At 67.0% G+C, this 23,583-nt stretch carries 25 protein-coding genes; 15 read left to right on the forward strand and 10 right to left on the reverse strand.

Annotated elements, in window-relative coordinates; genetic code table 11:
- The first annotated feature begins 184 nt into the window (after positions 1-184).
- Both A5709_RS13890 and A5709_RS13895 read left to right on the forward strand, forming a co-directional pair.
- Positions 185-991, forward strand: a complete 807-nt coding sequence (locus A5709_RS13890) for an SDR family oxidoreductase (protein ID WP_231986968.1) — start codon at positions 185-187, stop codon at positions 989-991.
- Positions 992-1,013: 22 nt separating this feature from the next.
- Complete coding sequence (locus tag A5709_RS13895) at positions 1,014-2,294, forward strand: DUF427 domain-containing protein (RefSeq protein WP_068120394.1); 1,281 nt, start codon at positions 1,014-1,016, stop codon at positions 2,292-2,294.
- A gap of 26 nt (positions 2,295-2,320) precedes the next feature.
- Here the strand turns inward: A5709_RS13895 and A5709_RS13900 are convergent, their stop codons facing one another.
- Entirely contained in the window at positions 2,321-2,932 is a 612-nt protein-coding gene (locus A5709_RS13900) for a TetR/AcrR family transcriptional regulator (RefSeq protein WP_068120396.1), read from the reverse strand.
- A gap of 155 nt (positions 2,933-3,087) precedes the next feature.
- On the opposite strand from A5709_RS13900, the gene A5709_RS13905 reads away from it, so the two are divergent.
- Entirely contained in the window at positions 3,088-3,897 is an 810-nt protein-coding gene (locus tag A5709_RS13905; protein ID WP_082950287.1) for an SDR family NAD(P)-dependent oxidoreductase, read from the forward strand.
- A 5-nt stretch (positions 3,898-3,902) separates the two neighbouring features.
- Here the strand turns inward: A5709_RS13905 and A5709_RS13910 are convergent, their stop codons facing one another.
- The 7 genes from A5709_RS13910 to A5709_RS13940 all read right to left on the reverse strand — a co-directional run bounded on the left by A5709_RS13910 (position 3,903) and on the right by A5709_RS13940 (position 10,383).
- Positions 3,903-5,030 carry an acyl-CoA dehydrogenase family protein gene (locus A5709_RS13910; RefSeq protein WP_197520144.1) on the reverse strand — a complete coding sequence of 376 codons (1,128 nt, stop codon included), beginning with the start codon at positions 5,028-5,030 and terminating at the stop codon, positions 3,903-3,905.
- Positions 5,030-5,671, reverse strand: coding sequence for a nuclear transport factor 2 family protein (locus tag A5709_RS13915; RefSeq protein ID WP_068120398.1), 642 nt, complete (start codon positions 5,669-5,671; stop codon positions 5,030-5,032). Before A5709_RS13915 ends, A5709_RS13910 begins: the two co-directional genes overlap by 1 nt.
- Positions 5,668-7,308 (reverse strand): class I adenylate-forming enzyme family protein, encoded by a 1,641-nt coding sequence (locus A5709_RS13920; RefSeq protein WP_067947217.1) that lies wholly within the window; start codon positions 7,306-7,308, stop codon positions 5,668-5,670. Before A5709_RS13920 ends, A5709_RS13915 begins: the two co-directional genes overlap by 4 nt.
- A gap of 29 nt (positions 7,309-7,337) precedes the next feature.
- On the reverse strand, positions 7,338-8,105 hold the full coding sequence (locus tag A5709_RS13925) for an enoyl-CoA hydratase-related protein (protein ID WP_082953492.1): 768 nt from the start codon (positions 8,103-8,105) through the stop codon (positions 7,338-7,340).
- A 70-nt stretch (positions 8,106-8,175) separates the two neighbouring features.
- Positions 8,176-8,925, reverse strand: a complete 750-nt coding sequence (locus A5709_RS13930) for an SDR family NAD(P)-dependent oxidoreductase (protein ID WP_067947227.1) — start codon at positions 8,923-8,925, stop codon at positions 8,176-8,178.
- Positions 8,915-9,553 carry a TetR/AcrR family transcriptional regulator gene (locus A5709_RS13935; protein ID WP_067947225.1) on the reverse strand — a complete coding sequence of 213 codons (639 nt, stop codon included), beginning with the start codon at positions 9,551-9,553 and terminating at the stop codon, positions 8,915-8,917. Before A5709_RS13935 ends, A5709_RS13930 begins: the two co-directional genes overlap by 11 nt.
- A 2-nt stretch (positions 9,554-9,555) precedes the next feature.
- The gene (locus A5709_RS13940; RefSeq protein WP_067947214.1) at positions 9,556-10,383 is read right to left on the reverse strand and encodes a MaoC/PaaZ C-terminal domain-containing protein; all 828 of its coding nucleotides are present in this window, start codon (positions 10,381-10,383) and stop codon (positions 9,556-9,558) included.
- A gap of 102 nt (positions 10,384-10,485) precedes the next feature.
- Here A5709_RS13940 and A5709_RS13945 point away from each other — a divergent pair, with 102 nt between their 5' ends.
- From A5709_RS13945 to A5709_RS13990, 10 genes are read left to right on the forward strand one after another with little or no spacing between them, the layout of a single operon-like run.
- Positions 10,486-11,559 (forward strand): LLM class flavin-dependent oxidoreductase, encoded by a 1,074-nt coding sequence (locus A5709_RS13945; protein WP_067947212.1) that lies wholly within the window; start codon positions 10,486-10,488, stop codon positions 11,557-11,559.
- Entirely contained in the window at positions 11,556-13,055 is a 1,500-nt protein-coding gene (locus A5709_RS13950) for a class I adenylate-forming enzyme family protein (protein WP_068120400.1), read from the forward strand. The genes A5709_RS13945 and A5709_RS13950 overlap by 4 nt, the downstream gene beginning before the upstream one ends.
- Positions 13,052-14,218 (forward strand): acetyl-CoA acetyltransferase, encoded by a 1,167-nt coding sequence (locus A5709_RS13955; protein ID WP_068120402.1) that lies wholly within the window; start codon positions 13,052-13,054, stop codon positions 14,216-14,218. Before A5709_RS13950 ends, A5709_RS13955 begins: the two co-directional genes overlap by 4 nt.
- Complete coding sequence (locus tag A5709_RS28820) at positions 14,215-14,610, forward strand: Zn-ribbon domain-containing OB-fold protein (protein WP_067948979.1); 396 nt, start codon at positions 14,215-14,217, stop codon at positions 14,608-14,610. Before A5709_RS13955 ends, A5709_RS28820 begins: the two co-directional genes overlap by 4 nt.
- Positions 14,607-15,035 carry a nuclear transport factor 2 family protein gene (locus A5709_RS28825; protein WP_231986969.1) on the forward strand — a complete coding sequence of 143 codons (429 nt, stop codon included), beginning with the start codon at positions 14,607-14,609 and terminating at the stop codon, positions 15,033-15,035. Before A5709_RS28820 ends, A5709_RS28825 begins: the two co-directional genes overlap by 4 nt.
- 58 nt (positions 15,036-15,093) lie before the next feature.
- On the forward strand, positions 15,094-17,112 hold the full coding sequence (locus tag A5709_RS13970; protein WP_067948983.1) for a thiamine pyrophosphate-dependent enzyme: 2,019 nt from the start codon (positions 15,094-15,096) through the stop codon (positions 17,110-17,112).
- The gene (locus A5709_RS13975) at positions 17,109-17,342 is read left to right on the forward strand and encodes a lipoyl domain-containing protein (RefSeq protein ID WP_156673371.1); all 234 of its coding nucleotides are present in this window, start codon (positions 17,109-17,111) and stop codon (positions 17,340-17,342) included. Before A5709_RS13970 ends, A5709_RS13975 begins: the two co-directional genes overlap by 4 nt.
- Positions 17,339-18,190, forward strand: coding sequence for an enoyl-CoA hydratase/isomerase family protein (locus A5709_RS13980; protein WP_156673370.1), 852 nt, complete (start codon positions 17,339-17,341; stop codon positions 18,188-18,190). The genes A5709_RS13975 and A5709_RS13980 overlap by 4 nt, the downstream gene beginning before the upstream one ends.
- Positions 18,191-18,196: 6 nt before the next feature.
- Positions 18,197-18,997 carry an enoyl-CoA hydratase/isomerase family protein gene (locus A5709_RS13985; RefSeq protein WP_082953490.1) on the forward strand — a complete coding sequence of 267 codons (801 nt, stop codon included), beginning with the start codon at positions 18,197-18,199 and terminating at the stop codon, positions 18,995-18,997.
- Positions 18,994-19,752 (forward strand): enoyl-CoA hydratase/isomerase family protein, encoded by a 759-nt coding sequence (locus tag A5709_RS13990; protein WP_068011704.1) that lies wholly within the window; start codon positions 18,994-18,996, stop codon positions 19,750-19,752. The genes A5709_RS13985 and A5709_RS13990 overlap by 4 nt, the downstream gene beginning before the upstream one ends.
- A 2-nt stretch (positions 19,753-19,754) precedes the next feature.
- On the opposite strand, the gene A5709_RS13995 is transcribed toward A5709_RS13990, so the two are convergent.
- The gene (locus tag A5709_RS13995) at positions 19,755-20,957 is read right to left on the reverse strand and encodes an acyl-CoA dehydrogenase family protein (protein WP_067948987.1); all 1,203 of its coding nucleotides are present in this window, start codon (positions 20,955-20,957) and stop codon (positions 19,755-19,757) included.
- 2 nt (positions 20,958-20,959) lie between these two features.
- Positions 20,960-21,772, reverse strand: coding sequence for an enoyl-CoA hydratase-related protein (locus tag A5709_RS14000; protein ID WP_067948989.1), 813 nt, complete (start codon positions 21,770-21,772; stop codon positions 20,960-20,962).
- Positions 21,773-21,846: 74 nt separating this feature from the next.
- On the opposite strand from A5709_RS14000, the gene A5709_RS14005 reads away from it, so the two are divergent.
- Entirely contained in the window at positions 21,847-23,070 is a 1,224-nt protein-coding gene (locus A5709_RS14005) for a cytochrome P450 (RefSeq protein ID WP_231972114.1), read from the forward strand.
- Positions 23,071-23,102: 32 nt separating this feature from the next.
- Positions 23,103-23,531, forward strand: coding sequence for an enoyl-CoA hydratase/isomerase family protein (locus A5709_RS14010; protein WP_082973978.1), 429 nt, complete (start codon positions 23,103-23,105; stop codon positions 23,529-23,531).
- Positions 23,532-23,583: the final 52 nt, after the last annotated feature.

Genomic DNA, 23,583 nt, shown 5'->3' on the forward strand with positions numbered 1-23,583 from the left:
AGCGAATGGCTGGCCCGCATCATCTGGTCGTTCTCGACCGTCAACGAGGCCCAGACGTTCGACATGTCCAAACCGGACACCGTCCGGCGTTACGTGGAAACGTTCGCCATCAACGGGCTTCGCTGAAGGACTGAGCGGCGTCGCTCAACTAAACAATAGATGTACTATTGTTCTCCGATGTCGGATGGCTTTCGACACTGGATTCTCGATCGGTGGTCAGCGCATGGGCGAACGGACATTGGCCGGCAAGCGGGTCGTGGTGGTGGGCGCATCGGCCGGGATCGGGCGGGCGTTCGCCGTCCGTGCCGGCAAGGAGGGCGCCGACCTGCTCATCGCGGCGCGCCGACGAGACCGTCTCGACGAGGTCGCCGCCGATGCCGGCTGCGGCGCGGCCATCAGCGCGGATGTGCGTAACGCTGACGATTGCGCGCGGCTCGCCGATATGGCCCGAGCGAGCCTTGGTGAAATCGACCTGCTATTCATCTCGGTGGGGTACGCGCCCTTGAGAATGTTCGCCGACACTTCCGTCGACGATTGGACGGACGTGATGCAGACCAATGTCGTCGGTGTGCATCAAGTCATCAAGTGCTGCCTGCCGGTGCTCGCGCCCGCCGCGATCGTCAGCGCCCTGTCCTCCGAAACCGTCGGCCAGCCACGGACCGCTTTGGGCGCCTATTCCTCCAGCAAGGCCGCGCTATCAGAAAGCCTGAATGCCTGGCGCACTGAGCATCCCGGCTTTCGCTACTGCTGTGTCACCGTGGGCGGCACCGTTCCGACGGAGTTCACCGCGGCGTTCGAACCCGGACTGCTCGGCGTCGTCGTGCAGGATTGGGTGGCGCGCGGCCTCTTGCAAGAGACATTGATGTCGCCCGCCGACGTCGCCGACATGCTGGCGGGAACGTTCGCCAGCGCTTTGAACTTTCCCGCCGTCGGCCTCGAGCAGCTCGTAATTCGTCCACCGTCGTCGCCGCGTCGCGCGGCTACGGTATGAGGCCGGCGACGAGAGGGTAGCGATGCCAACGCAAGTCGAGTCGGCGTGGCCCGATTACCCCGATTACCGGATCGAGGCGACCCCGTGTCCATACCGGGGCCAGGTGTGGTTCGGTGACGTGCTCGTTGCCCAGAGCGACCGGTGCCTCGTGGTGACGGAGACCGACCACGAGGACCGCTTGTACTTTCCCGAATCCGACGTGCTGTGGGAGTTGTTCCGCCCGTCGGATCACAGCACCGTCTGCCCTTTCAAGGGCCGGGCGAGTTACTGGAGCCTTGACGGGGCGGATTCCGGCGTCGAGAACGTCGTGTGGGCCTACCGCACCCCGTTGCCAGAGGTCGCAGCGATTGCGGGACACGTCTGTTTCTACGACGACGCGCTGCGTGTGGTCGTCGTCGAAGAGTGGCCGGACGGCTCAAAGATCCCTGCGACGTTCCCGCTATGGGGAGACGCCGGCGAGCTGTGCAGAATCATCGACGTGCAGCAGGTATCCGAAAGCGGTTTTATCGGGCCAGCGCACGGGCCGACGCGTCGCAATGTCGTCGAGGGTGGCCAGCCCATCGGCGAGGCGATCGTCGCGGCGTCGAAAGCGCTTCCCGGGCAACGAATCACGTCGGCATCGATGATCTTCGCCAAAGCGGCCTCATTCGACGCGCCCGTGGACCTGTCCGTCGATGTGCTTCGCAGGGGCAGATCGTTTTCGTCGGCCGAAATTCGCATCAGTCAGCGGGGCGTATTCCGCAGCGCGGGCTTGGTGCTTGCGGACTCGGGAGCCGGCGACGTCATGCGGGACGCCGACCCCATGCCGGCCGTTCCGGGCCCCGACGAGGCGGTGTCGTTTCCTGGCTTCGGGATGACCGGCCGCGAGATCCGGGTGGTCGATGGGGCTTACGATCCGGATCCCGATCGGGTGGGCCCGCCCTTCATCAACGTGTGGGTGCGATTCCGCGATGCGCCGCCGACCCCTTACCTGCAGACGGCGTTGCTGGCCCAGTCGACGACACATTGGACTATCGCCGCGGGTATGTTGCCGCATCCGGGTTTGGGCGAAGCCCGCGCGCATGCCACCTTGTCGACCGGAATCATGAAAGCCACCATCGCGTTTCACGACGACGTCGATGTTACGGACTGGCTGCTGTACACCAACCACGCCTTCTGGTCGGGACGGGGGCTTGTGCAGGGCGACGGCCGGGTCTTTGCCCGAGATGGACGGCTCGCCGCGTCGTACACGATCCAGGCGATGGTGCGTGAGTTCGCGACCGAGCCCGCGGCGATGGGCCGCGACAGCCGCACGGCTATGTGATGGGCAGGTGAAAATTCGCGACCGCGTCAGCGCAGGCCGTTGATCGCGAATTTCTCGACGTAGCGGCGGACCGTGGCCGGCTTGGTCATATCGAAGGTCAGACCTTGATTGACAGTCGAAAAGGAATAGATGATTCTCGCCAGCCATTCGCTACCGGCGGTCACGTCGACTCCGGCGCCGACCTCGCCGCGTTTCTGGGCATCGCGCACGTAGGGTTCGAGGAACTTTGTGGTGCGGCGGACGGCGGCATCGCCGTCGGCGACCATGTGGCGCATCAGCTCGGCGTCATCGGCCATCAGCCGGTTGCGAGTCCGATGGTCGAGCAGGATTCTGGCGTGGGTTTCCGCCATCGCGCCGACCTGCTCAGCCAGCGTGTTCTTCTTGGACATGGCGGAAGCGACCTCCCGATAAAACCGCTGCGCACCGAATTCGATCGCGGCGTCGATGAGCATGTTGCGGTCTTCGAAGTACCGGTACACCGTGCCCCGCGACACGTTGGCTTTTCGCGCGACGTCCTGCACGCTGGTGCGCTGGATGCCGAGCTGGGTGAAGCATTCGTTCGCCGCCTCGAGGATCTGGTCCCTGCGATCGAATTCCCCGTCCGATTCCAGATCGGCAGGGGCGGGTTTCGTCGACATGTCGCTCTATGCTACGCGACAAATTTCGGCGTTGTGTTCCGTTGATGGGCCTATTCGTCACTGAACTGGGCCCGGATAGTAGTCATTGCGACACACATCGTCCTGCTGTCTAGTATGGCTGACGTCGGCGGTGACGCCAGAAACGAGGGCAGCGCGTGGAGCTTGGCCTGGGGGGACGCAATTTCGTTCTCGTCGGCGGGACGACCGGTATCGGGTTCGCCGCCGCGCGGCAGCTCGCGGCCGACGGTGCCAACGTGGCGCTGCTGGCTCGTAACGGAGAGCGTGCCCGAGCGCGGGCCGAGCAATTGACCGCAGACTACGGAGTGCGGGCGGTCGGAATCGCCGTCGACGCGGCCGCCCCGGGCGACGGGGTGGATCGCGCTGTCGACGAGGCGGCGGCGAGCCTGGGGCCGCTGCGCGGCCTGGCCGTCACCGCGGGACCGATGAATCAACAGGGGCCGTTCCTCGAACACGGCGACGAGTCGTGGGACTGGTATTACCAGTTGATTTTGATGGGAACCGTGCGCTCCTGCCGCGCGGTCATCCCGCACCTGCAACGCAATGGCGGTGGAACCATCGTCACGACGGCCGCGTATTCCGTTCGGGCGCCGAAGATCCTGATTCCGCCGTACAACGCGCTCAAGGCGGCGGTGTTGACCTTGTCAAAGATCCTGGCGAAAACACATGGCCCCGAGGGCATCAGGGTCAACACCGTATGCCCGGGGCTGTTCGACACCGAGGTCAACGATTTCATCCGCGCCCGGCGGGCGGCAGAGTACGGGGTGGCGCTGGAGGACGCGATCTATACGCACCTCGCGAGCAACCCGGACTGGAACATGCGGGTTGCCCTCCGCCGCGGCGGGCGTCCCGAAGAAGCGGGCGAGCTGATCGCCTTCCTGCTCAGCGACAGGGCAGCTTTCATGACCGGCGCGGCCGTCAACATCGACGGGGGCACGGACTTCTGACCCCCTCAGAGCCCGATCTCGTCCGCGAGGAGCCCCCGGTGATAGGACGCGTCGCCCAGCAGGTGCCCTGACGATTGAGCCCGCTTGAAGTACAGATGGGCCGGATGCTCCCAGGTGAATCCGATCCCACCATGAATCTGGATATTGGCAGCAGCGGCCCGGGCATACGCCTCAGAACTGCACGCCTTGGCCAGCGACGCCAGCGCCGGCAGTTCTGGCGAGCGTTGGGCCGCGGCCCGCACCGCGTAATAGGCTGCCCCGCGGGCACATTCGATGTCGAGGAATACATCGGCGCACTTGTGCCGGATGGCCTGGAATGAGCCGATGGGCTTGCCGAACTGTTTGCGGGCCTTCGCGTAGGCGACGGCCATCTCGAGGCAGCGTTGCGCGCCGCCGACCTGTTCGGCGGCCAGCGCGGCGCAGCCAAGCGCGAGGGTCGACCGCAACAATTCCTCCGCGCCGCCCAAACGACCGACGAGCGAGGCCGGCGTTGCGGTGAATTCGATGCGGGCTTGTCTTCGAGTCTGGTCCAGGCTGGACAGCGCGCGTCGGGCGACGCTGTCGAACCGGTCGACGGCGAACAACGACAATCCGGAGTCGGCCTGGGCGGCCACGAACAGCACATCGGCGCTGCAGCCATCGAGGACATAGGTTTTGGCTCCGTCCACCACCCAGCCGTGTGCCGTTTCTCGCGCCCGCGTGTGGATCGCACCGGCTTCCCAGCGGCCCGACTCCTCGGTGACGGCCAGGCTGGCGATGGTCGCTCCGGACGCGATTCCCGGCAGGTATCGTTGTTGGGCGGCGTAGTCACCCGAATCAAGCAGCGCGCTCGACGCCAGTACCGCCGACGCGAAGTATGGCGACGGAGCCAGGGCGCGCCCCAATTCCTCGGTCACGACGCCGAGTTCGACGAACGTGTACCCCTGACCGCCGAATTCTTCCGGGATTGCGAGCCCCACCAGGCCCAGTTCGCCGGACATTTGCGCCCACAGCGACGGGTCGTAGCCCACCGGGTTTTCCATGTGGCCGCGCACGCCTGCCTCGTCGGCCTTGCTTCCGAGAAAAGAGCGCACGACGCGGCGCAACTCATTCTGCTCGTCGGTGAATCCGAAACCCATTGCACGACCCGACATCACGACTCCGCGGGCGCGCGACCGGTCGGGCTCACCCGCGGTGCTTCAGCGCCCCGGCGCAGGGTGCGCAACCAATCGCCGAAGGCGGCCGGGGCCGGGACCGGCGCGTCGAAGCGTCCGGGGTCGGCGGCCCAGAATGCCTCCCACGACGGGAACGCGTCGTGGAACGAGCCGTCCTGGCGCGCGCTTCCGGGCCAGCGCACCTTCTTCGGACCAACCGGCGGGTCGGTGATGTCGCTCCGGTACCAGAACAGCGGAATGCGGCGTGCGAAATACCAATGGCCGTCGCGCCGTTCGTAGCGGTCCAGATAGGCCAGCATCTCGATGAACCACGCGCCCTCGGTTTCCAAGTCGTTGCGCGAATAGACCAGCCCGCTCGCGGTGTCGGCGTCGTGGACGTCGATGACATGGCCGAGGACACCGTGCGCGCTGCCCAGCAGCGTCGGCCGCACCTCTGCGTCGTACCATTGGCGCAGCGCATCGCGGCCGCGGCGCTTGCCCGGCACGCCGATGTCGTCCACGAAAAGATTTGCCAGGGAATCGAAGTCGCGCGTGTCCAACGCCACCGCGTACCGCGCCGCCAGCTGACGAATTTCCTCGATGGCCTCGAGGCGGGCGATCCGCGCCTCCAACCCGGTCATGCCAGCACCCCCGACGTCAGTAACTGCACCAACCGGGGCTTGTCGATCTTGTTCGTGGTGGTGTACGGCAGCCGTTCATCGTCGGGGAGGATCACCCACCGCTTCGGAATCTTGTACGCGGCGAGATCCTTTCGGCACGCCGCAGCGAGTTCGTCCTGCGACGTCCGCCGCCCGTGGTTGAGCACGACCACGGCGCAGACGATTGCACCCTTGTCGGGGTCGGGAACGCCGACGACATAGGCGATCCGGACGCCGTCGACGCCACAGATCACGGCCTCGACCTCCACCGGCGCGACGTTCGCGCCCGAGGTCTTGATCATGTCGTCGGTGCGCCCGGCGAAATACAGAAACCCGTCATCATCGAGGTAGCCGGCGTCCTTGGTGTGATACCAGCCGTCGGCGTCGAACAGGTCGCTGTGCTGCCGTCCGACCATGCCGCGCATCATGGCCGTCCCCCGCACGCAGATTTCCCCCGCCGTCCCGTTGGGCACCCCCGCGCCCGACTCGTCGACGACCTTGTGCTGGTAGCCGGGTGCGGATACCCCGAGTGAGCCGCGCTTGCCTTCGGGCACCGGTTCGTGTGGTGGCCACCAGGTGTGTGAACTGCACGTTTCGGTCATCCCCAACTGTGTGACCAGCAGCGACGGGTCGGCCGCGCGCAGTTCCGGCGGTAGCAGGACCTGGTGGTATCCCCTGCGCAGCCTGGACAGATCGGTGGACGCGAAGTCGGGGTGATTCGCCAGTGCCCGACCCACGTGCGGGAATCCCGTTGCGTACGTGGCCCGTTCGCCTTCGAGCAGGCGCAGAACGTCGCCGGCATCGAACTTGTGCTCGGTGAGAATGGTGGCGCCGGTCTGCATCGGTCCGAGCAGACCGAAGACCAACCCGGCGACCCAGAAGAACACCATCGGGATGTAGACCCGGTCGTCGGGCTTCCACTCGTGCTGCATGGCGACGAAGCGAGAGTGTGTGATCGCGGTGCCGTGCGTGTGGATGACGCCCTTGGGGTCCGAGGTGCTTCCCGAGGTGTAGATGACGACCAGGTCGTCGGACGGGCGGACGGTGGATTCGCACGCGCGCAGAAACGCTTCGGGCAGCGGGTCCGGCCACGCGCTGGGCCAGGCCCGCTCGGTGTTGCCGAGGCCAAAGATGTTGCGCAACTGGGGCAGCCGTTCGAGCGCAAGCGGCGCGCCCGGGCGCGGTAACTCACCCGTGGCGTCGACGACGCGCGCCAGGATGTCTTTGCCGAGCAGCGACTCGACCGCTAGCAGCGTGTGGATGTCGGCGTCGCGGAGCAGCCAGCTCAACTCCGGGGGCTGAAAGAAGGTGTTGATCGGCACCGCCACGGCGCCGATCCGGGTGGCCGCCAGGAAGGCGACCGCGAAATCGGGCCCGTTCGGCGCCAGGATCCCGACCCGAACGCCTTTGGTCACGCCCGCCGTGAGCAGGCGGCGCGCCATCTCGGCCGACCGAAGGTCGGCCTGCCCGTACGTGATCCGCTCGATCGTCCCCTCGCCGGTCAAGCTGACGACGAAATCGTTGTCGCCGTAGGTGGTGACCAGGTCGGCCAGCATCGACGGCACGGCGGGGGCATACGGCAGCGGGTCGTAGCTGAACGTTCGTGCGGATTCAGCCATGGCGCGTCATCCCACAACTCATCAGCGCCTCATTCCTGGACCCACCGCGGTTCCCGCTTTTCCGCGAACGCGAGCATCCCTTCCCGGTAGTCGGGGTGGGTCAGCTGGTGTTGCAGGACATAGCGATAGGCGACGTCGTTGGCCGCGTGCAGCCCGACATCGAGGCTGCTCCACATCGCCTTGATCGACGCCTGCACCGTCGCGGGGGAGAGTTTGGCGATGTCCAAGGCGATTTCGCGCGCCCGCTGTTGCAGCCGGTCGGCGGGCACGACCTCGTTGATCAGGCCGATCTCGTAGCCCCGCTGCGCGCTGATCCGGCCCTGCTTGGTCATCAGCCCGAGCTGCATCACCATCGACAACGGCATTCTGCGCAGCAGCACAGCGGGCTCGAGCGCGAACACGTTGCCCACGGCCAGATGTGTGTCGATCAGTTCCGCGTGGTCGGCGGCGATGATGAGGTCGGCGTCGGCGACCTGGTGCAAGCCGCCGCCGACGACCATTCCGTTGAGGGCGCAGATGACCGGCTTCCACACGTTGTGGTGCAGCCGCGAGCCGGGAATCTTGTTGCGGATGCCGCCCTCGGCCGTCGCCCGGATGTCCTGGCCCGCGGAGAACGCGCGGTCGCCGGCTCCGGTGATGATGGCGACCCGGATATTGGGGTCCTCGCGCACCCGCGCCCACGCGATGCCGAGCTCGGTGCGGGTCAGGTCGTCGGTGGCGTTGAGCCGCTCCGGTCGGTTGATCGTGATGGTGGCGACCTGCTCGCTGACGTCGAACAGGATTCTCTTCAGTTCCACGACATCCCCTGGCATCGATTCGTAGCAGTAAACACTACATCAGCATCTGTTTCGTCGTTCCGCATCGACGTCATGGCATCCACTGCCCGCCCGACACCGAAATGAGCTGACCGGTTACATGTTTGGCCGCGGGCGAACAGAGAAACGCCACCACGCCGGCGACGTCATCCGGTTCACCGATGTTTCCGGTCAATGTCGTCCGGCGCATCTGTGCCAGCTCGTCGGGCGTCTTGCGCGACAACAGCCACGGTGTCGCGGTGGTGCCGACCACGACGGTGTTGACCCGGATGGCGTGCACACCGAGTTGAACGGCCATCAGCCGGCTCAGTCCTTCGACACCGGCCTTGGCGGCCGCGTAGGCCGGCGGCCCGGTGCGCACGCCGTGCGCCGACACCGAGCTGACGTTCACGATGGCCCCGCCGCCGTGGGCGACCATCTGCCGGGCGGCCACCTGCGCCATCACAAAGGTGCCCTTCAGGTTGACCTCGACGATACGGTCCCAGTCCTCGTCGGTCTGGTCGAGAAAGGTGGCGGGCAGCGTCATCCCCGCGTTGTTGACCAGGGCGCGAACGGGCCCGAACCGGTCGGCCAGTTTGGTCAGCGCGTCCTCGACCGCGTTGCGGTCGGTAATCGACAGGTTGATCGGGACGAGCAATCCCGATCTCGCTTCGTCCGAATCCTGGGCGCGAGCAATGGCTTTGGCATTCACATCGATCGCGGCCACCCGGTGGCCGCCGCAGATCAGCGCGGCCACAATCGATTCTCCGATGCCTCGCGCGCCCCCGGTGACGACGGCGAGGGGGCGGGATTCACCCGACACGCTGCCCACCTCCCCGCCCCGGCTCGGACCTCGCGCCGGTGCGCTCGATCGCGGCGATCGAGGGCCGCACGAGCTCTACGGATTCGGCCATCAGTGCCGACAGCTCACCCCGACCCCCGGCCGCGACCCACGAATCGATCGCGGCGCGGTTGGCGGCGTTGATCAGCGTGGCGGCCAGCCGAGGCCGCAAGTCCGGTTGGGCGTCGCTTCCCAGCCAGCGCGCCACCTCGGCGGTGAGCTGATCGATCCAGTCCTCGTTGATCCGGAGCATGGTCGCGCGCAGAGCCGGCAGGCCGTGATACATCCGCGCGCGGACCAGGAACATGTCGGGCTGATCGACGATCGCCTGCGCCACCGCCATCGACGTCTCGGCGAGTGCGTCCCACAGGGAGTCGGAGCGCGCGGCGCGAAAGCGGCGGATCGCCTCCTGCAGCCGCTCGGCATAGCCGTCGAACAGGATGTCTTCCTTGCTGGCGAAATGATGAAACAACGTGCGCGGCGCTACCCCGGCCGCCGCCGCAATCTGGTCGACGGTGGTCCCCTCATAGCCCTGAGTGGAGAACAGCTCGATCGCCGCATGGATGAGCGCCTGTCTGTTGCGGATCCCGCGGGCCCGTCGTTGGTCCACGCTCATACCCTTGTCAGCGAGGCGGTTCCGGAGCTCAGGGCGACGGCGTCACCCTGCAGCGTGCGGAATCGCACCGAACCTTCGGTTCGCCAGATCTCCGTCCGCAGCGGGGCATCAAGCTTCACCTGCTTGGAGAACCGGCATGCCAAGGATGTCAGCGACCGGGGATCCCCGTCGCCGATCCGATCAATCACCGCCCGCGCGGCGAACCCCAAGGTGCAAAGCCCATGCAGGAAGACGTCGTCGAAGCCGTACTTCCGGGCCGCTTCCGGGTCGATGTGCAGTTGGTTGCGGTCACCCGAGAGCCGGTAGAGGGCGGCTTGCTCGGGCCGGACGATGTCGTCGAAAACGGCATCCGGCGGCCCGTCGGGGTCCGGTTTGGCAGCGGGTCCGCGGTCGCCGCCGAATCCTCCCGCACCGAGAACCATGGTTTGGGACCGGGCGACGAACACGGTCCCGTCCGGGCCGGTGCCGCGACTGGTCAACTCGACGGCGGCGTGTTTGCCCTTGTCCCACACGGCCGACACCTCGGCCTGCACCGACATTTCCCCGGCGGCGCCGATCGGCCGGTGCAGCTCCAGCGATTGCGCGGAGTGCACGATCGGATACGTCCCGAGCTCGAGCACACTGCGCAGGTCCTTGACGGCCCACCAGTTGGCCACCAAGGCGAACGTCGGCAGCACGTCGGGACCGCAGGCCTCGTTGAGCAGCCTCAGCTCGGACGGCGGGCGGGCGCCCACGCCGAGCGCGTACAGGATCACGTCGGTCTCGCCCCAGCGGAAGGTGCTCGGCGGCAACGCGGTTCCGACCGCCGAGTCGAACAGAGCCACGGGTCCCCCTACTAAACGGATTGACGATATGTGTTCAATCGTGCATTATTGTGGCAGTCAATGCAACTACTTGTGCGGATGCAAACAGCGGGAGGGACCGATATGAAGTTCGGCGTGTTCATCCTCGGCGACAAGCCCAACCACCTCAGCGAGCGGGAGGTGCTGGCCAACGTGCTTCAGGAGGCGCGCTGGGCGGAGGAACTCGGTTACGACGAGATCTGGCTGGCCGAACACCACTTCTCCCCGTACGGCATGCTCCCGGACCTGCCGCAGGTCGCGACCGCCATCGCCGCGCAGACCGAACGCATCCGCATCGGCACCGCTTGCATGGTGGCGCCCTTCCACGAGCCGATTCAGCTGGCCGAACGCATCGCCCTGGTCGACGTCCTATCCGGCGGGCGCTTCGACGCGGGCTTCGGGCGCGGCTATCAGGCGCACGAGTTCACCGGCTTCGGCATCTCTATGGACGAGGCCACCGGCCGATATCAGGAGTGCGTGGAAATCGTCAGCCGCCTATTGACCGAAGAGAACGTCAGCTTCCACGGCAAGTACTTCCACATCGACGACGTCACGATCTACCCGCGGCCGGTGCAGCAACCGATCCCCGTGTGGGGCACCGTGATGAAGACGCCGTCGAGCTTCGAGTGGCTGGCCGAGAAGGGCTTTGGGGCGATCATCGGAAACCCCTACCAGGTGGATCCGGATCTGCAGGGCGCGCTGGACATTTACCTGAAGGTACAGTCCCAGAAGGGACTTGACGCCGCCACCGGCAACGTGTGGGCGCTGCTCAACGCCTTCTGCCACGCCGACGACGCGTTCGCCCGCACCTACCCGCGGGAGAGCGTCGAGCTCTCCATCCAGACCCATCGCAAGTATTCGAGCCCGTTCGAGCGCGGGGGCGAGATACCGGCCGACTACAAGGCCTACTCGGACTGGTTCGAGAAACACGACAAGCAGAGCTACGAGCAGGTGCTGAACTCGCACCTGACGCTGATGGGTGACCCCGACCGGATCGTGGACAAGATGCGCACCGTCATCGACATGGGCTGGCGCAACATCATTTTGCGCATGTCACGCGGCGGCGCGATGGACCGGACGAAGGTGTACGAGTCGATGAAGTTGTTCGCCCAAGAGGTGATCCCCGCGGCGACCGAGCTCGCGGCAGCCGCGGCTTGAGCCAGCAACTCGCCGACCGCATCCGCGCGGTGCTCGCCATCGACCCGCGGGCGCCCGCGATCGAGTATGAGGGCCGGTGGGTGGATTGGCAGGGATTGTCGGACATCGCCGCAGACGTTCAAAACCATTTGCGGACAGCCGGTCTGGGCCAGGGAGCCCCCGTCGGCCTGGTGCTGCGCAATCATCCCGCGATGGTCGGGGCCATGCTCGGCGTGTTGCTGACCGGCGGTTGCGTGGTCACGATCAGCCCGGCACAGGGCGACGCCGGGCTCTGCGCGGACATCCGCGAGCTGCGGTTGCCTGCGGTGGTGGCTTTGCAGGCCGACTGGAAGCGCGCCGGAGTTGTCGACGCCGCCGCCGGGGCCCTGGGTGTTCGCGTATCGAGTGACCCGGCCGGCGCGACCGTTGTGGAGGGGCGGGAACATCCCGGGCCGGGCCCGTTCCGCCCGTCCGGCGACGGCGTGGCCGTTGAGATGCTGACGAGTGGCACCACGGGTCCGCCCAAGCGAATACCACTGCCCTACCGATCCTTTGAGCGCACCGTCGCAGCGGCGAGCGCACATTACAGCGCCAGGCCCACGCGTGCCTCGCAGCTCAGGCTGCGCTCCGGCGTCGCCATCGTCTCCTCGCCGCTGGTGCATATGTCCGGGCTGTTCCGCACTCTGCTCAACATCTGCGAGGGAAGAAAGATCGCGCTCCTCGAGCGATTCCGGGTTCGCGACTTTGTGGATCTTCTACTGCGGCACCGACCGAAGGCTGTGAGCCTGGTGCCGTCGGCGATGGCGATGGTGCTCGACGCGGGCGTGGACCCCCAGGCCTTCTCGAGCGTCGAGGTGGTGACCTCGGGCACCGCACATCTCCCGGTCGACCTACAGACGAGGTTCGAGTGCCGCTATGGCGTCGCGGTGCTGCCGTCTTACGGCGCAACGGAATTCGCCGGTGGGGTGGCCGGCTGGAACCTCGCCTTGCACCGGCAGTGGGCGACCGCCAAACGTGGAAGCGTCGGGCGCCCGCAGCGCGACCGGGAGATCCGGGTCATGTCCCTCGAGGACGACACGGAGATGCCGCCCGGCGAGCAGGGCCGCATCGAGGTCCGCACCACGGGCGAGGACTGGGTGCGGACCACCGACCTCGGCCGGGTCGACGCCGACGGCTTCGTGTTCATCGACGGCCGCACCGACGACGTCATCATTCGCGGCGGTTTCAAGGTCAATCCGGCCGAGATCGTCGGTGTGCTCCGTGGCCATCCGGCGGTGCGCGATGCCGGCGTGACCGGCCTGCCCGATGAACGGCTCGGCCAAGTCCCGGTCGCGGCGGTGGAGTTAGCCGACGGCGCCCGCGCCGCGCCAGAAGAGTTGCTCGCCTATGTGCGTGAACGATTGAGCCGCTACTACGTCCCGGCCCGGTTGCTCGTCGTCGAGGAGCTGCCCCGCACGCCGTCGCTCAAGGTCAGCCAACCCGCGCTGCTCGAACTCTTCGAAGGGACAGGAAGTTGACGACCCGAGGTGTGGCCGCCATTGCCGGTGTCGCCGATGAGGTTTCGGCGAGCGGAGTGATCGATGTTCCGCTGCGGGAGCTCGAGGCGCGGGTGATCACCGCCGCCCTGGCCGATGCGGGGTTGTCGCTGCGCGACGTCGACGGGCTGTGCACCTGCACCGGCGGAACGCTCATGCATGCGGTGGAACTGGCCGAGTACCTGGGGATCGCACCGCGCTTCACCGACGCGACGCAGACCGGCGGCGCCAGCTACGGGTTGTACGTCGAGCACGCCGCCGCGGCGATCGCGGCCGGCGAGGCGGAGACGGTGGTGATCGTCTATGCCGCGACGCCGCGCGCCGCGCGCAAGCGTGGTGAAAAGGGCCTCGGAGTTTTCGCCACCCCCGAGCGGCTGGAATGGGAGACGCCGTTCGGGGTCATGCTCCCGATCAGTGCCTACGCCCTGGCGGCCAACCGGCACATGGCCGTGTACGGGACGACGCCCGAACAGCTGGCCCAGATCGCCGTCGACACGAGGCGGTGGGCGGCGCTGAACGAGCGGGCTCACCTGCGCGAGGCGATCAGCGTGCAGGACGTCCTGGATTCGGGCTTCCTCGCCGAGCCGCTGCACAAGCTGGAGTGCTGCCTGGTCACCGACGGTGCCGCCGCGGTGGTGGTCACCAGTGCCGAGCGCGCGCGCGGCCTGGCCAAGCCGCCCGCATTCGTCCTGGGGGCGGCGTCGTCGGCCTCGCACGCCATGATCTCCCAGATGCCCGACCTCACCGTCACGCCCGGGGCGGTGTCCGGGCCGGCCGCCTTCCGCGCCGCGGGACTGACCCCGGGCGAGATCGATGTCGTCGAGCTCTACGACTCGTTCACCATCACGGTGCTGCTGGCGCTCGAAGACCTTGGCTTCTGCGGCAAGGGCGAAGGGGGTCCGTTTGTCGCGGATGGCGCGTTGGGACCCGGGGGCACGCTACCCGGTCAGACCTCCGGCGGTGGTCTCGCCTACACCCACCCCGGGGCGTTTGGGGCCTTCCTGCTCGTCGAGGCCACCCGTCAGTTGCGCGGCGAATGCGGCGAACGCCAGGTACCGGACGTGAAAACGGCTGTCGCACACGGCACCGGCGGGGTGCTCTCGGCCACCTCGACGGTGATCCTGGGAACGGAGGCCACGCTGTGACCGATACGCTGCCGGTGCCGCAGCCCAGCCCGGTGTCCGCGCCCTTCTGGGACGCGACCCGGCGTCGCGAGCTGACGGCCCAACGATGCGAATCGTGCGCCCGGCTCGTCTGGTATCCACGGTTCATCTGCCCGCACTGCGGCGGGTCATCGCTGGTGTGGGAGAAGTTGAGCGGCAGCGGCGTCGTTTACGCGGTCAGCGTGAACCACCGCGCCGCGCTCCCCGCCCTCGCCGACAAGGTGCCGTACTCGGTGGTGCTCGTCGATCTGGACGAAGGGGTCCGCATGATGTCGAACGTGTTCGGTCCCCCTCCCGCGGTCGGTTACCGCGTCAGGCTGGCGTGGGTGCCGCTCGAGGACGGCCGCAACCTCGCTGTCTTCGAACCGAAGTGAGCCCTGACTCCGCGCTGCGGCGCACCCGCGAAGAGTTGGTGCTCCGGCACGTCGCGGCCGAGAATGCGCGTGACCTGGAGGCGGCGATGGCCACCTTCACCCATCCGCGCTACGAGATCGTCCCTACGGGAATGGTTTTCGATGGCGACGAGGCGGTCCGCGGAATGCTGCTGCAGCAGTGGACGGATCTCCCGATGCTGCAGTACTCCGCCGAGGCGCTCTACCACGGCGACAACGGGTTGATCGTGGAAACCCGAACCACGGCGCCCGGCACACCGATCGACATGCTGAGCGTCAACCTCTTTGGCTTCCGAGGACCCGACCTGGTTTTGGAGCGCTGCTACTTCGACCGGATGCTGCTGGCGACACAATTGGGTTCGATCGGGAACGTGCAGACGGGGGCCGCGACACTATCGAACGATTGAACAGATTTCGTCATATTGTAGACTCCTTGGCGTACCGCACATCCGTGAAGGAGTCGTGATGGCCACGCCGTTAGACGCCGAGATCTGGCCGCTTACCAACGACCACGCGCTGGAGTTGTATCGCCTGATGAGCAAGGTGCACCACAGCGACCAGCGCGTCCGAAAGGGCCTGTCTTCCGGGGAAATCGCGATGAGCTACTGGCCGGTGGACGGTCAGGAGGCGATGTCGGCCGGGGCCGCGCTCGCCCTGTCAAGCACCGACCAACTGGTCACCACCTATCGCGGACTCGGCGACGTGGTGGCCAAGGGCATCGACCTGCCTGGGTATTTCGCCGAGATCTTGGGCCGCGGGACCGGTCTGTCGAAGGGCAAGGCCGGCGCCATGGGCGTCTTCGACCCCGAGCATGGCATCGCGTGGACCACCGGCATCGTGGGTGCGGGCCCGCTGATCGCGAACGGGATCGCATTGGCGGAGGCCGTCAAGGGCATTGACCGGGTGGTGCTGGTCAGCTTCGGCGACGGGGCGACCAGCATCGGCTACGTCCACGAGGCCATGAACATGGCTGCGCTGTGGGCGCTTCCGGTGGTGTTCTTCTGCCAGAACAACGCGTGGGCCGAATGCACGCCGGTGGCCGGCTACACCCGCACGGCGCGGTTGTCCGACCGGGCCGCGGGTTACGCGATGCCCGGGATCACGGTCGACGGCACGGACCCGCACGCGGTGTACCGGGCCGTGGCCGAGGCGGTCGAGCGGGCACGGTCCGGGGGCGGGCCGTCGTTCGTCGAAGCCGTCGCCTACCGCCTGCAGGGGCACTACTTCGGCGACCAGATGCCCTACGCCGACCCCGACGAGCTGGCCGCCAAGCGCGCCGACCCGCCGTTCGCGCGGTATCGGCGGCGGCTCATCGACGAGGGCCTGGCCGGCGAGGCCGACCTCGACCGCATCGACTCGGACCTGGTTGCCGAGATCGACGCGGCCTTCACCGCCGCGCGCGACGCCGAGCCCCCCGCCGACGACGAACTGACCCGCGACGTGTTCGCCGCGCACGGCAGCGAGCTCGCGGCACCGGTGACCCAGCGTGCCGCGATTCCCGAGGGCGAAACGGAGACCCTCGGCCTGGTGCAGGCGATTCACCGCACGCTGGATCGCGCGATGGCGGCCGACGATTCGATCGTGCTGCTCGGCGAGGATATCGCCGACCCGTCGGGCGGCATGTTCAAGATCACCGCCGGGCTGTCCACCAAGTACGGCAGCCACCGGGTGCGCGACACCCCGATCGCGGAGTCCTCGATCATCGGCGCCGCGGTGGGTGCGGCCCTGGGTGGTCTGCGGCCGGTGGCGGAGCTGATGTTCATGGACTTCCTCGGCGTGGCCATGGACCAGATCGCCAATCACGCGGCCAAGATCCGCTACATGTCCGGCGGACGGCAGGGCGCCCCGGTTGTCATCCGCGCCATGGTGGGCACGGCGGCTGGCCCGCAGCACTCCCAGGCCTTCGAGGCCTGGGCGATGCACACACCCGGCATCAAGATCGTGTGGCCCAGCACCGCCGCCGACGCTGTCGGGCTGCTCAACGCCTGCCTGGCCGAGGACGATCCCTGCCTGTTCATCGAGTCGATGAAGCTCTATTACGGCGGCGGCAAGGGGCCCGTGCCGACGGACGACTACGTGATCCCGCTCGGCCAGGCCGACGTCAAACGCGCCGGCGCCGACGTCACGATCTGCACCTACGGCAGCTTGGTGCACGCCGCCCTGGCCGCCGCCGAACAGCTTGCCGCCGAAGGCGTTTCGGTGGAGGTGGTCGACCTGCGCTCGCTGGTGCCGTTGGATCTGGCCACCGTTTTCGACTCCGTCCGCAAAACCGGTCGCCTGGTCGTCGCTCACGAATCCGTCGGATTCTGCGGCCCGGGAGCCGAAATCGCCGCGGCCGTCGGGACGGAGCTCTTCGGCGAGCTGTCGGCCCCGATCCAGCGCGTGGGCGGAACGTACACGCCCGTCCCGCGGGCGGCGACACTGGAAGCTGCCTGCCGTCCGGACACGGCGCGGCTCGTCGAAGCGGTCAGGAGGATCGCGTGATCCCGGTGCGGATGCCGAAGCCGGGCGACGCGATCACGGAAGCGGAGGTGACGGAGCTCTACGTGGCGGACGGCGCGCATGTCTGTGAGGGCGATCCCCTTTACCAGATCGCCACCGACAAGGTCGAGATGGACATCGAAGCGCCGGCCAGTGGCATCGTCACGTGGAAGGTCAGCGCCGGGGCAAGCTATGACGTCGGCGAGCTGCTCGCCGTGATCGAGGCACAGTGAACGCCCTGCCGGATTCCGTCGACGTCGACCTCTGTGCGTCGGAGCTCGAGGCCAGGATCGACGGCGACACCCTGACCGTCACCATCAACCGTCCGGAGAAGAAGAACGCCGTCACCGCGGACGGCTACCACGGGATCAAACGGGCCGCGATGATCGTCGCCGACGAACCGGACCTGAACTTTCTGGTGATCACCGGGACAGGCGACGTGTTCTGTGCGGGCGGCGATATGAACGCGGTGCAGAATCCGGATCGCCGGTGGGACGCGTTCACCGAGTCCTATGACGGAACACCGTTCGAAACGCTGGGCAAGATACCGAAACTCGTCGTCTGCGCCGTCAACGGCATCGCCATGGGGGGCGGCTTGGTGATGACGTTGTTTGCCGATCTCGTCGTCGCATCCGATCGCGCCCGGTTCCGGGTGCCGGATCTCACCCGTGGCGTGTACGAGGCGTTCGTCGCCGCCCGACTACCGCACCGACTGGGCACGCTGAAGGCCAATCACCTGATCTACGGCAATGATTGGGTCGATGCGCAGGAGGCCGAGCGACTCGGGCTGGTCGGCAAAGTCGTTGCACACGACTCCCTGCGCGCGGAGGTCGAGGCATTGCTCGAGCGAGTTCGCAAGACGGGCCCCGCCGCCCGCGCGGCCGTTAAGAGGGAAATGGCACGTGCGCTGCCACCCGTCGACGTGACGGGCTACTGGTCGTCGATCGGAACCGCCGAACAGATCGAGGCCTTTACGGCGTTCCTGCAGAAGCGATCTCCGGATTGGGCGGTCAACCACGACCGAGACGCGTTCGTTCAGACCAGACGATCGGCGTGGCTGGCGCCGCGCGGAGATGAGTAACTGCCCATGACGGAGCTACCGCAGGGCACGTCGGAACTGACCGGGTGCGAGGAGATCCTGGTGGCCGCCGACGGTCCCGTCCGGATCGTGACGCTGAACAACCCTGGCGACGCCAACGCGGTCAACAACACGATGCACACGGCATTCACGAGACTGTGGGCCACCCTGGCCGAAGATCCCGACGCGCGGGCGGTGCTGATCACCGGAACGGGTGACTACTTTTCCGCCGGCGGAAACCTGGTGGAGTGGCTGGAAACCCACGTCAACAACCCGGTAACACGGCGCGCCGGGATGCGCGACGCCCGCCGCATCGTGCGGGACATGATCGACTTTCCGCTGCCCGTGGTCGCGGCCGTCAACGGGCCCGCGGTCGGCTTCGGGTGCAGCATCGCGGTGTTGTGTGACATCGTCCTGATGTCCGACCGCGCGTTCTTCGCCGACACTCACGTCGCGAGCGGCCTGGTCGCCGGTGACGGTGGGTCGGTGCTGTGGCCACTGTTGATGAGCCTGCTGAAGGCCAAGGAATACCTGATGCTCGGCGAACGCATCAAGGCCGACAAGGCCGTCGAGTTGGGCCTGGCCAACCGCGTCGTGCCGCACGCGGAGATCAAGCAGGAGGGGCTGTCGATCGCCCACCGCCTGGCCGCGTTACCACCGCGGGCGGTGCAGGACACCAAACGGACGCTGAACCTGCACGCCCAGCGCGCGATCACCGGCATCCTCGAATACGGGATCTCCGCGGAGACCGAGTGTTTCACCACGCCCGAACACCGGGCCGCCATCGACAAGTTCCTCGGCCGACAGTGACAGACAGCGATCCACTCATTCGCCGCGAGGACCGTGGCGGCATCGCCGTCCTCCTCCTGAATCGGCCACGCCGGCGCAACGCCCTCTGTTACGAAACCTGGACCGAATTATCCATCGCGCTCGGCGGAGTGGTTGCGTACGGCGACCGCGCGTTGGTATTAGCCGGCGCCGGAGACTTCTTCTGCGCCGGTGGGGATTTGAAGACGGGGCCGGCACGCGGCGACGGTCCATTGGGCCCTGCCGGCCGCGTCGAGCACGCCCAACGCGTAATGGAACAACTCAAAGCTGTGCCGGTACCGACGATCGCCGCAGTCGAGGGTGCGGCCGTCGGCCTCGGTTGGAGCTTGGCGCTGGCGTGCGACCTCGTCGTGTGCGCTTCCGACGCATTTTTTGCCGCCCCGTTCGTCGCGCGTGCGGTGGTGCCCGACGGCGGATTGGCCTGGCGCTTAACGCAGCAGCTGGGCCGCAACCGCGCCGCGTCGTTGCTGCTAAAGGGAACACGACTGCCGGCCGGCGAGGCGGAGCAGCTCGGGCTGGTGACCGAGATCGTCGAACCCGGATCCGCCGTCAGCCGCGCCATGTCCATCGCTGACGAACTCTCCCGAGCCGATGCGGGGGCGGTAGAGATGACGAAGCGACTGATCAATTCCGCCGAGGCCGCCCAGCTCGCCGCCTTCCATCCGCTTGAACTGGCGATGGCGACCGTGGCGCAACAACGTTCGGCGGCCGCCAAGGGGCGGGCCGGGTACGCCTGACGTCAGCGCGGCATCCCGAGGCCAACAGTCGAGATCAGATCGCGCTGGATCTCGCTGGTGCCGCCGCCGATCGTGTGGAGCAAGGACAGCAAGAGGCCTTCGGAGAAGTGCCCGTCGAGCACCGCGTCGGGATCGTCCGGCATGAGTTCGCCTCCCGGACCCAGGATCTGGGCCCCGAGTGCGCGCAGTTCGGCGGTCAGTTCGGAGTGATACAGCTTCGACAACGACGGAAGCGCGGGATCCAGGGCGCCGGCCGCCTGAAGGTGCGCTACGCGATACGACAGGGCGCGGCCCACCTCGACGCGTTCGACGGCGCGGGCCAACGCGATGCGGTTGGCCGGATCGGACAGGGGGTCGTGCGCCGAGCCCTTCTGTGCGTGGCACCAGTCGATAAGCTCATCGAGGTAGCGTTGCGCCTGGGCCGCCCTGGTGATGTTCGACCGTTCGGCGTCAAGTAGCGCCTTCCCGACCGTCCAGCCCTGCCCCTCGGCTCCGACGAGGTTGGCGGCGGGCACACGCACACCATCGAAGAACTCCTCGGCGAAGGTCGGGTACCCGGTCATGGACCGGATGGGCCGGCGCGTGATTCCCGGGCTTTCCAGGTCGACGAGGAAGAACGAGATTCCGGCTTGGCGCTTGTCCGCGATGGGCGATGTGCGCGCCAGGACGAAGATCCAATCGGCGAGCACGCCGTTGCTGGTCCACGTCTTCTGTCCGTCGAGGACGTACTCGTCGCCGTCTCGCCGGGCCGTCATGCGCAGCGACGCCAGGTCCGAGCCGGCCTCAGGTTCCGAATAGCCTTGTGCCCACATGCGTTCCGAGCGGGCTATGGCCGGCAGGTGCTCGGCCTTCTGTTCGGGCGTGCCGTATTTGAACAGCACCGGCGCCAGCATGTTGACTCCGTTGGTGTTCACCAGCGGTGCGCCCGCATAAGCGAGTTCCTCGCGGATGACCACCTGTTCGACGATCCCGCGTCCGCCGCCCTCGTACTCGGCGGGCCAATGCGGCACGAACCAGCCCTGCTCGTGCAGCGCCCTGCAGAACGCGACCGCGCGTTCGTGAACGTCGCGCGGGAGGTAGTCGGGATTCGCTGCGGTGCGGCGGAATTCGTCGGCGAGGTTGTCCGCCAGCCACTCGCGGATCGAAGCCCGCAGTGCCTCGGTGCTCTCGTCACCGCCGAATTGGATGATGGGCTTGCACGGCATGGCTAGATGCGCTCGGTCGGTTTGGAGCCCTTCTTCATCAGCTCCGCCATGAATTCCTGGAATTCCTTGCTGCCGGTCACCATCGCCTGCAGGTCGTTGGTTGCCTGCTGGTGGGTGCGGAACCCCATCGTCTCCCACGCGCGGATGACGCCGGATTTGACGGCCTGCAACGTGATGAGCGGCGCCTTGGCGATTTGGGTGGCCAGTTCCTCGACGGTGGCCTCGAGCTCATCGGCCGGGACCACCCGGTTCACGAGACCGAACTCGAGCGCTTCCGCCGCGCTCAATCGCTGCGCGGTGTACAGGTATTCGGCGGCCCGCTTGTAGTTCATGAAGACCCACGGCTCGAACATGGTCTCGGCGCCCGGCAGGCCGAACCCCGGCACCAGGGGCATCTGAAACCACGCGTCCTCGGAACAAACCGTGATCTCGGGGATCAGCGCCCAGGTGGTACCCCCGCCGATCGCATACCCATGCACCTGGGCGATCACCGGCTTGGGGAATTCCCACAACTTCAGCACCGGCCACAGGAACAGCTGCGCGGCCGAACGCCACACCTTGCCGGACGCTTGCAGTTCGGCCATGAACTCCGGGTACGCACCGGTGGGGATGTGACCGGAGCAGAACCCCTTGCCGTTGGCCTTGATGATGACGACCTTGATGTCATAGTCGTACTGCGCATCGTCAAGCGCCTCGTTGACGCTGTGGACCATTTCCGAGCTCTGGGCGTTGGCGGCGTCCGGGTTGTTGAGGATGATCCGCGCGATCGGGCCGTCCTTCTGGTAGATCACGTGCTCGAGTTCTCGCGTTTCCATCGTTTGTCCTCCTCAACACCGGGCAGACGATCACCACGCCGTCAGCATGGTGCAACTATACAGATAATGTATTAGTGTTCTTTGGCGAAGGGACGGTGCCGATGACGACGATCGAGTTACGTTGGGATCCGTTCGACCGCGCGTTGCACCAGAATCCGTATGGGGTCTGGAAACGGCTGCGCGACGAAGCGCCAACTTACTACAACGACCAGTACGGCTTCTACGCTTTGAGCCGGTTCGCCGACGTGATGGAAGCGTCGCTGGACACCGAGACGTTTTCCTCGTCGCACGGGATAACCCTCGACGCGATCGCCGACGAGCCGTGGCCGCCGCCCAGGGCGATGATCATGATGGATCCACCCGACCACACCGCAATGCGAAAGATGGTCAATCGCACGTTCTTCCGCACCCAGATTGCCCGGCTCGAGGACCGGGTCCGCTCGCTGTGCTGCGCCTACCTGGATGGGTTCGTCGGCGCCGAGGGCTTTGACTACGTGCGCGACTTCTCGATGAAGTTACCGGTGATGGTGATCAGCTCGCTGCTGGGCTTCCCCGAGGAAGACCACGACAACCTGCGCGAGTGGTCGGATGCCCAGCTACACCGCGACGAGGGCACGACTCAGCTGAACGAGGAGGGCCAGCAGGCCAACGCGAAGCTGCTGGGCTACTACGCCGATCAGATCCAGCGACGGCGGGCCGCGCCGGCCGACGACATCGTCGGCAACCTGATGAGCTCCGACCTGGTCCAGGCGGGCCGCGAGACCCGTCGCCTGGACGATGGCGAAGTGTTGATGTTCATCGCGATGATCAACGTCGCCGGCAACGAGACCGTTGCCCGCCTGCTGGGGTGGGCCGCGCTGACACTGGCGCGATACCCCGACCAGCGGGCCAAGTTGGTCGACCGCCCCGACCTGATCGGCAACGCCGTCGAGGAACTGCTGCGCTACGACGCCCCCTCGCCGGTACAGGGCCGCTACACGAAACGCGACGTCACTTACAACGGCACGCTCATCCCGGCGGGCTCGCGCGTTGCCCTGCTGACCGGGTCGGCGGGCCGCGACGAACGCCAATACGAGAACCCCGACGTCCTCGACGTCGAGCGCACGGGAATCCGGCACATCAGCTTCGGCCACGGATCACATTTCTGCCTGGGCGCGGCGCTGGCCCGCCTCGAGGCCCGGGTCGCCCTCGAAGAGACGTTGAAGCGCTTCCCGACCTGGGACGTTGACCCTGGTGCGGTGACGTACGTGCACACCAACTCCGTGCGCGGCCCCGCCAGCGTGCCGATGCGGCTGTGACTCCGGGCCTTTCAGTCCGCACGGAAGGCGCGGTGCTGTGGTTGGTCTTGGACCGCCCCGAGGCCGGCAATTCGGTGACGCGGGCGGTGCAGCAGGCCCTCATCGAAAACCTGCGGTCGGCCTCCGACGAGCCAGGTGTCAGGGCGGTGGTGCTCACCGGCCGCGGTGACAAGCATTTCTGCACGGGGCCGAATCTTCGGGATCCCGGAATGCAGCCCAAGAAGGACCGGGTCGCGGGCGACGCCGCGCGAATCCTGCGCACCGGGTCTCAGGCGGTGGTGTCGGCGTTGCTGGACTGCGAAAAGCCGGTGCTATGCGCGCTCAACGGCACCGCCGCCGGGGTGGGCGCCAGCATGGTGCTGGCCTGCGACCTCATCGTGGCCTCCGAAAGTGCCCGCATCATCGAGCTTTTCGCGCGGCGCGGGCTCGCGCCCGACGGCGGTGCCGTTGAGCGCGCATAGCACCGGCTTTTCGCAGTCCAGCAACGCCGACACCACCGCCTGAGACCCGGTG

The organism is Mycobacterium sp. E1386 (assembly GCF_001672745.1).
Classification (GTDB): Bacteria; Actinomycetota; Actinomycetes; order Mycobacteriales; family Mycobacteriaceae; genus Mycobacterium.

Excerpts from the sequence above, each read along its gene's own strand:
- A5709_RS13890 (WP_231986968.1), top strand. The coding sequence starts at position 185 with ATGGCTTTCGACACTGGATTCTCGATCGGTGGTCAGCGCATGGGCGAA.
- A5709_RS13895 (WP_068120394.1), top strand. The coding sequence starts at position 1,014 with ATGCCAACGCAAGTCGAGTCGGCGTGGCCCGATTACCCCGATTACCGG.
- A5709_RS13900 (WP_068120396.1), bottom strand. The coding sequence starts at position 2,932 with ATGTCGACGAAACCCGCCCCTGCCGATCTGGAATCGGACGGGGAATTC.
- A5709_RS13910 (WP_197520144.1), bottom strand. The coding sequence starts at position 5,030 with ATGTCGGGTCGTGCAATGGGTTTCGGATTCACCGACGAGCAGAATGAG.
- A5709_RS13915 (WP_068120398.1), bottom strand. The coding sequence starts at position 5,671 with ATGACCGGGTTGGAGGCGCGGATCGCCCGCCTCGAGGCCATCGAGGAA.
- A5709_RS13920 (WP_067947217.1), bottom strand. The coding sequence starts at position 7,308 with ATGGCTGAATCCGCACGAACGTTCAGCTACGACCCGCTGCCGTATGCC.
- A5709_RS13945 (WP_067947212.1), top strand. The coding sequence starts at position 10,486 with ATGAAGTTCGGCGTGTTCATCCTCGGCGACAAGCCCAACCACCTCAGC.
- A5709_RS13970 (WP_067948983.1), top strand. The coding sequence starts at position 15,094 with ATGGCCACGCCGTTAGACGCCGAGATCTGGCCGCTTACCAACGACCAC.
- A5709_RS13985 (WP_082953490.1), top strand. The coding sequence starts at position 18,197 with ATGACGGAGCTACCGCAGGGCACGTCGGAACTGACCGGGTGCGAGGAG.
- A5709_RS13995 (WP_067948987.1), bottom strand. The coding sequence starts at position 20,957 with ATGCCGTGCAAGCCCATCATCCAATTCGGCGGTGACGAGAGCACCGAG.
- A5709_RS14000 (WP_067948989.1), bottom strand. The coding sequence starts at position 21,772 with ATGGAAACGCGAGAACTCGAGCACGTGATCTACCAGAAGGACGGCCCG.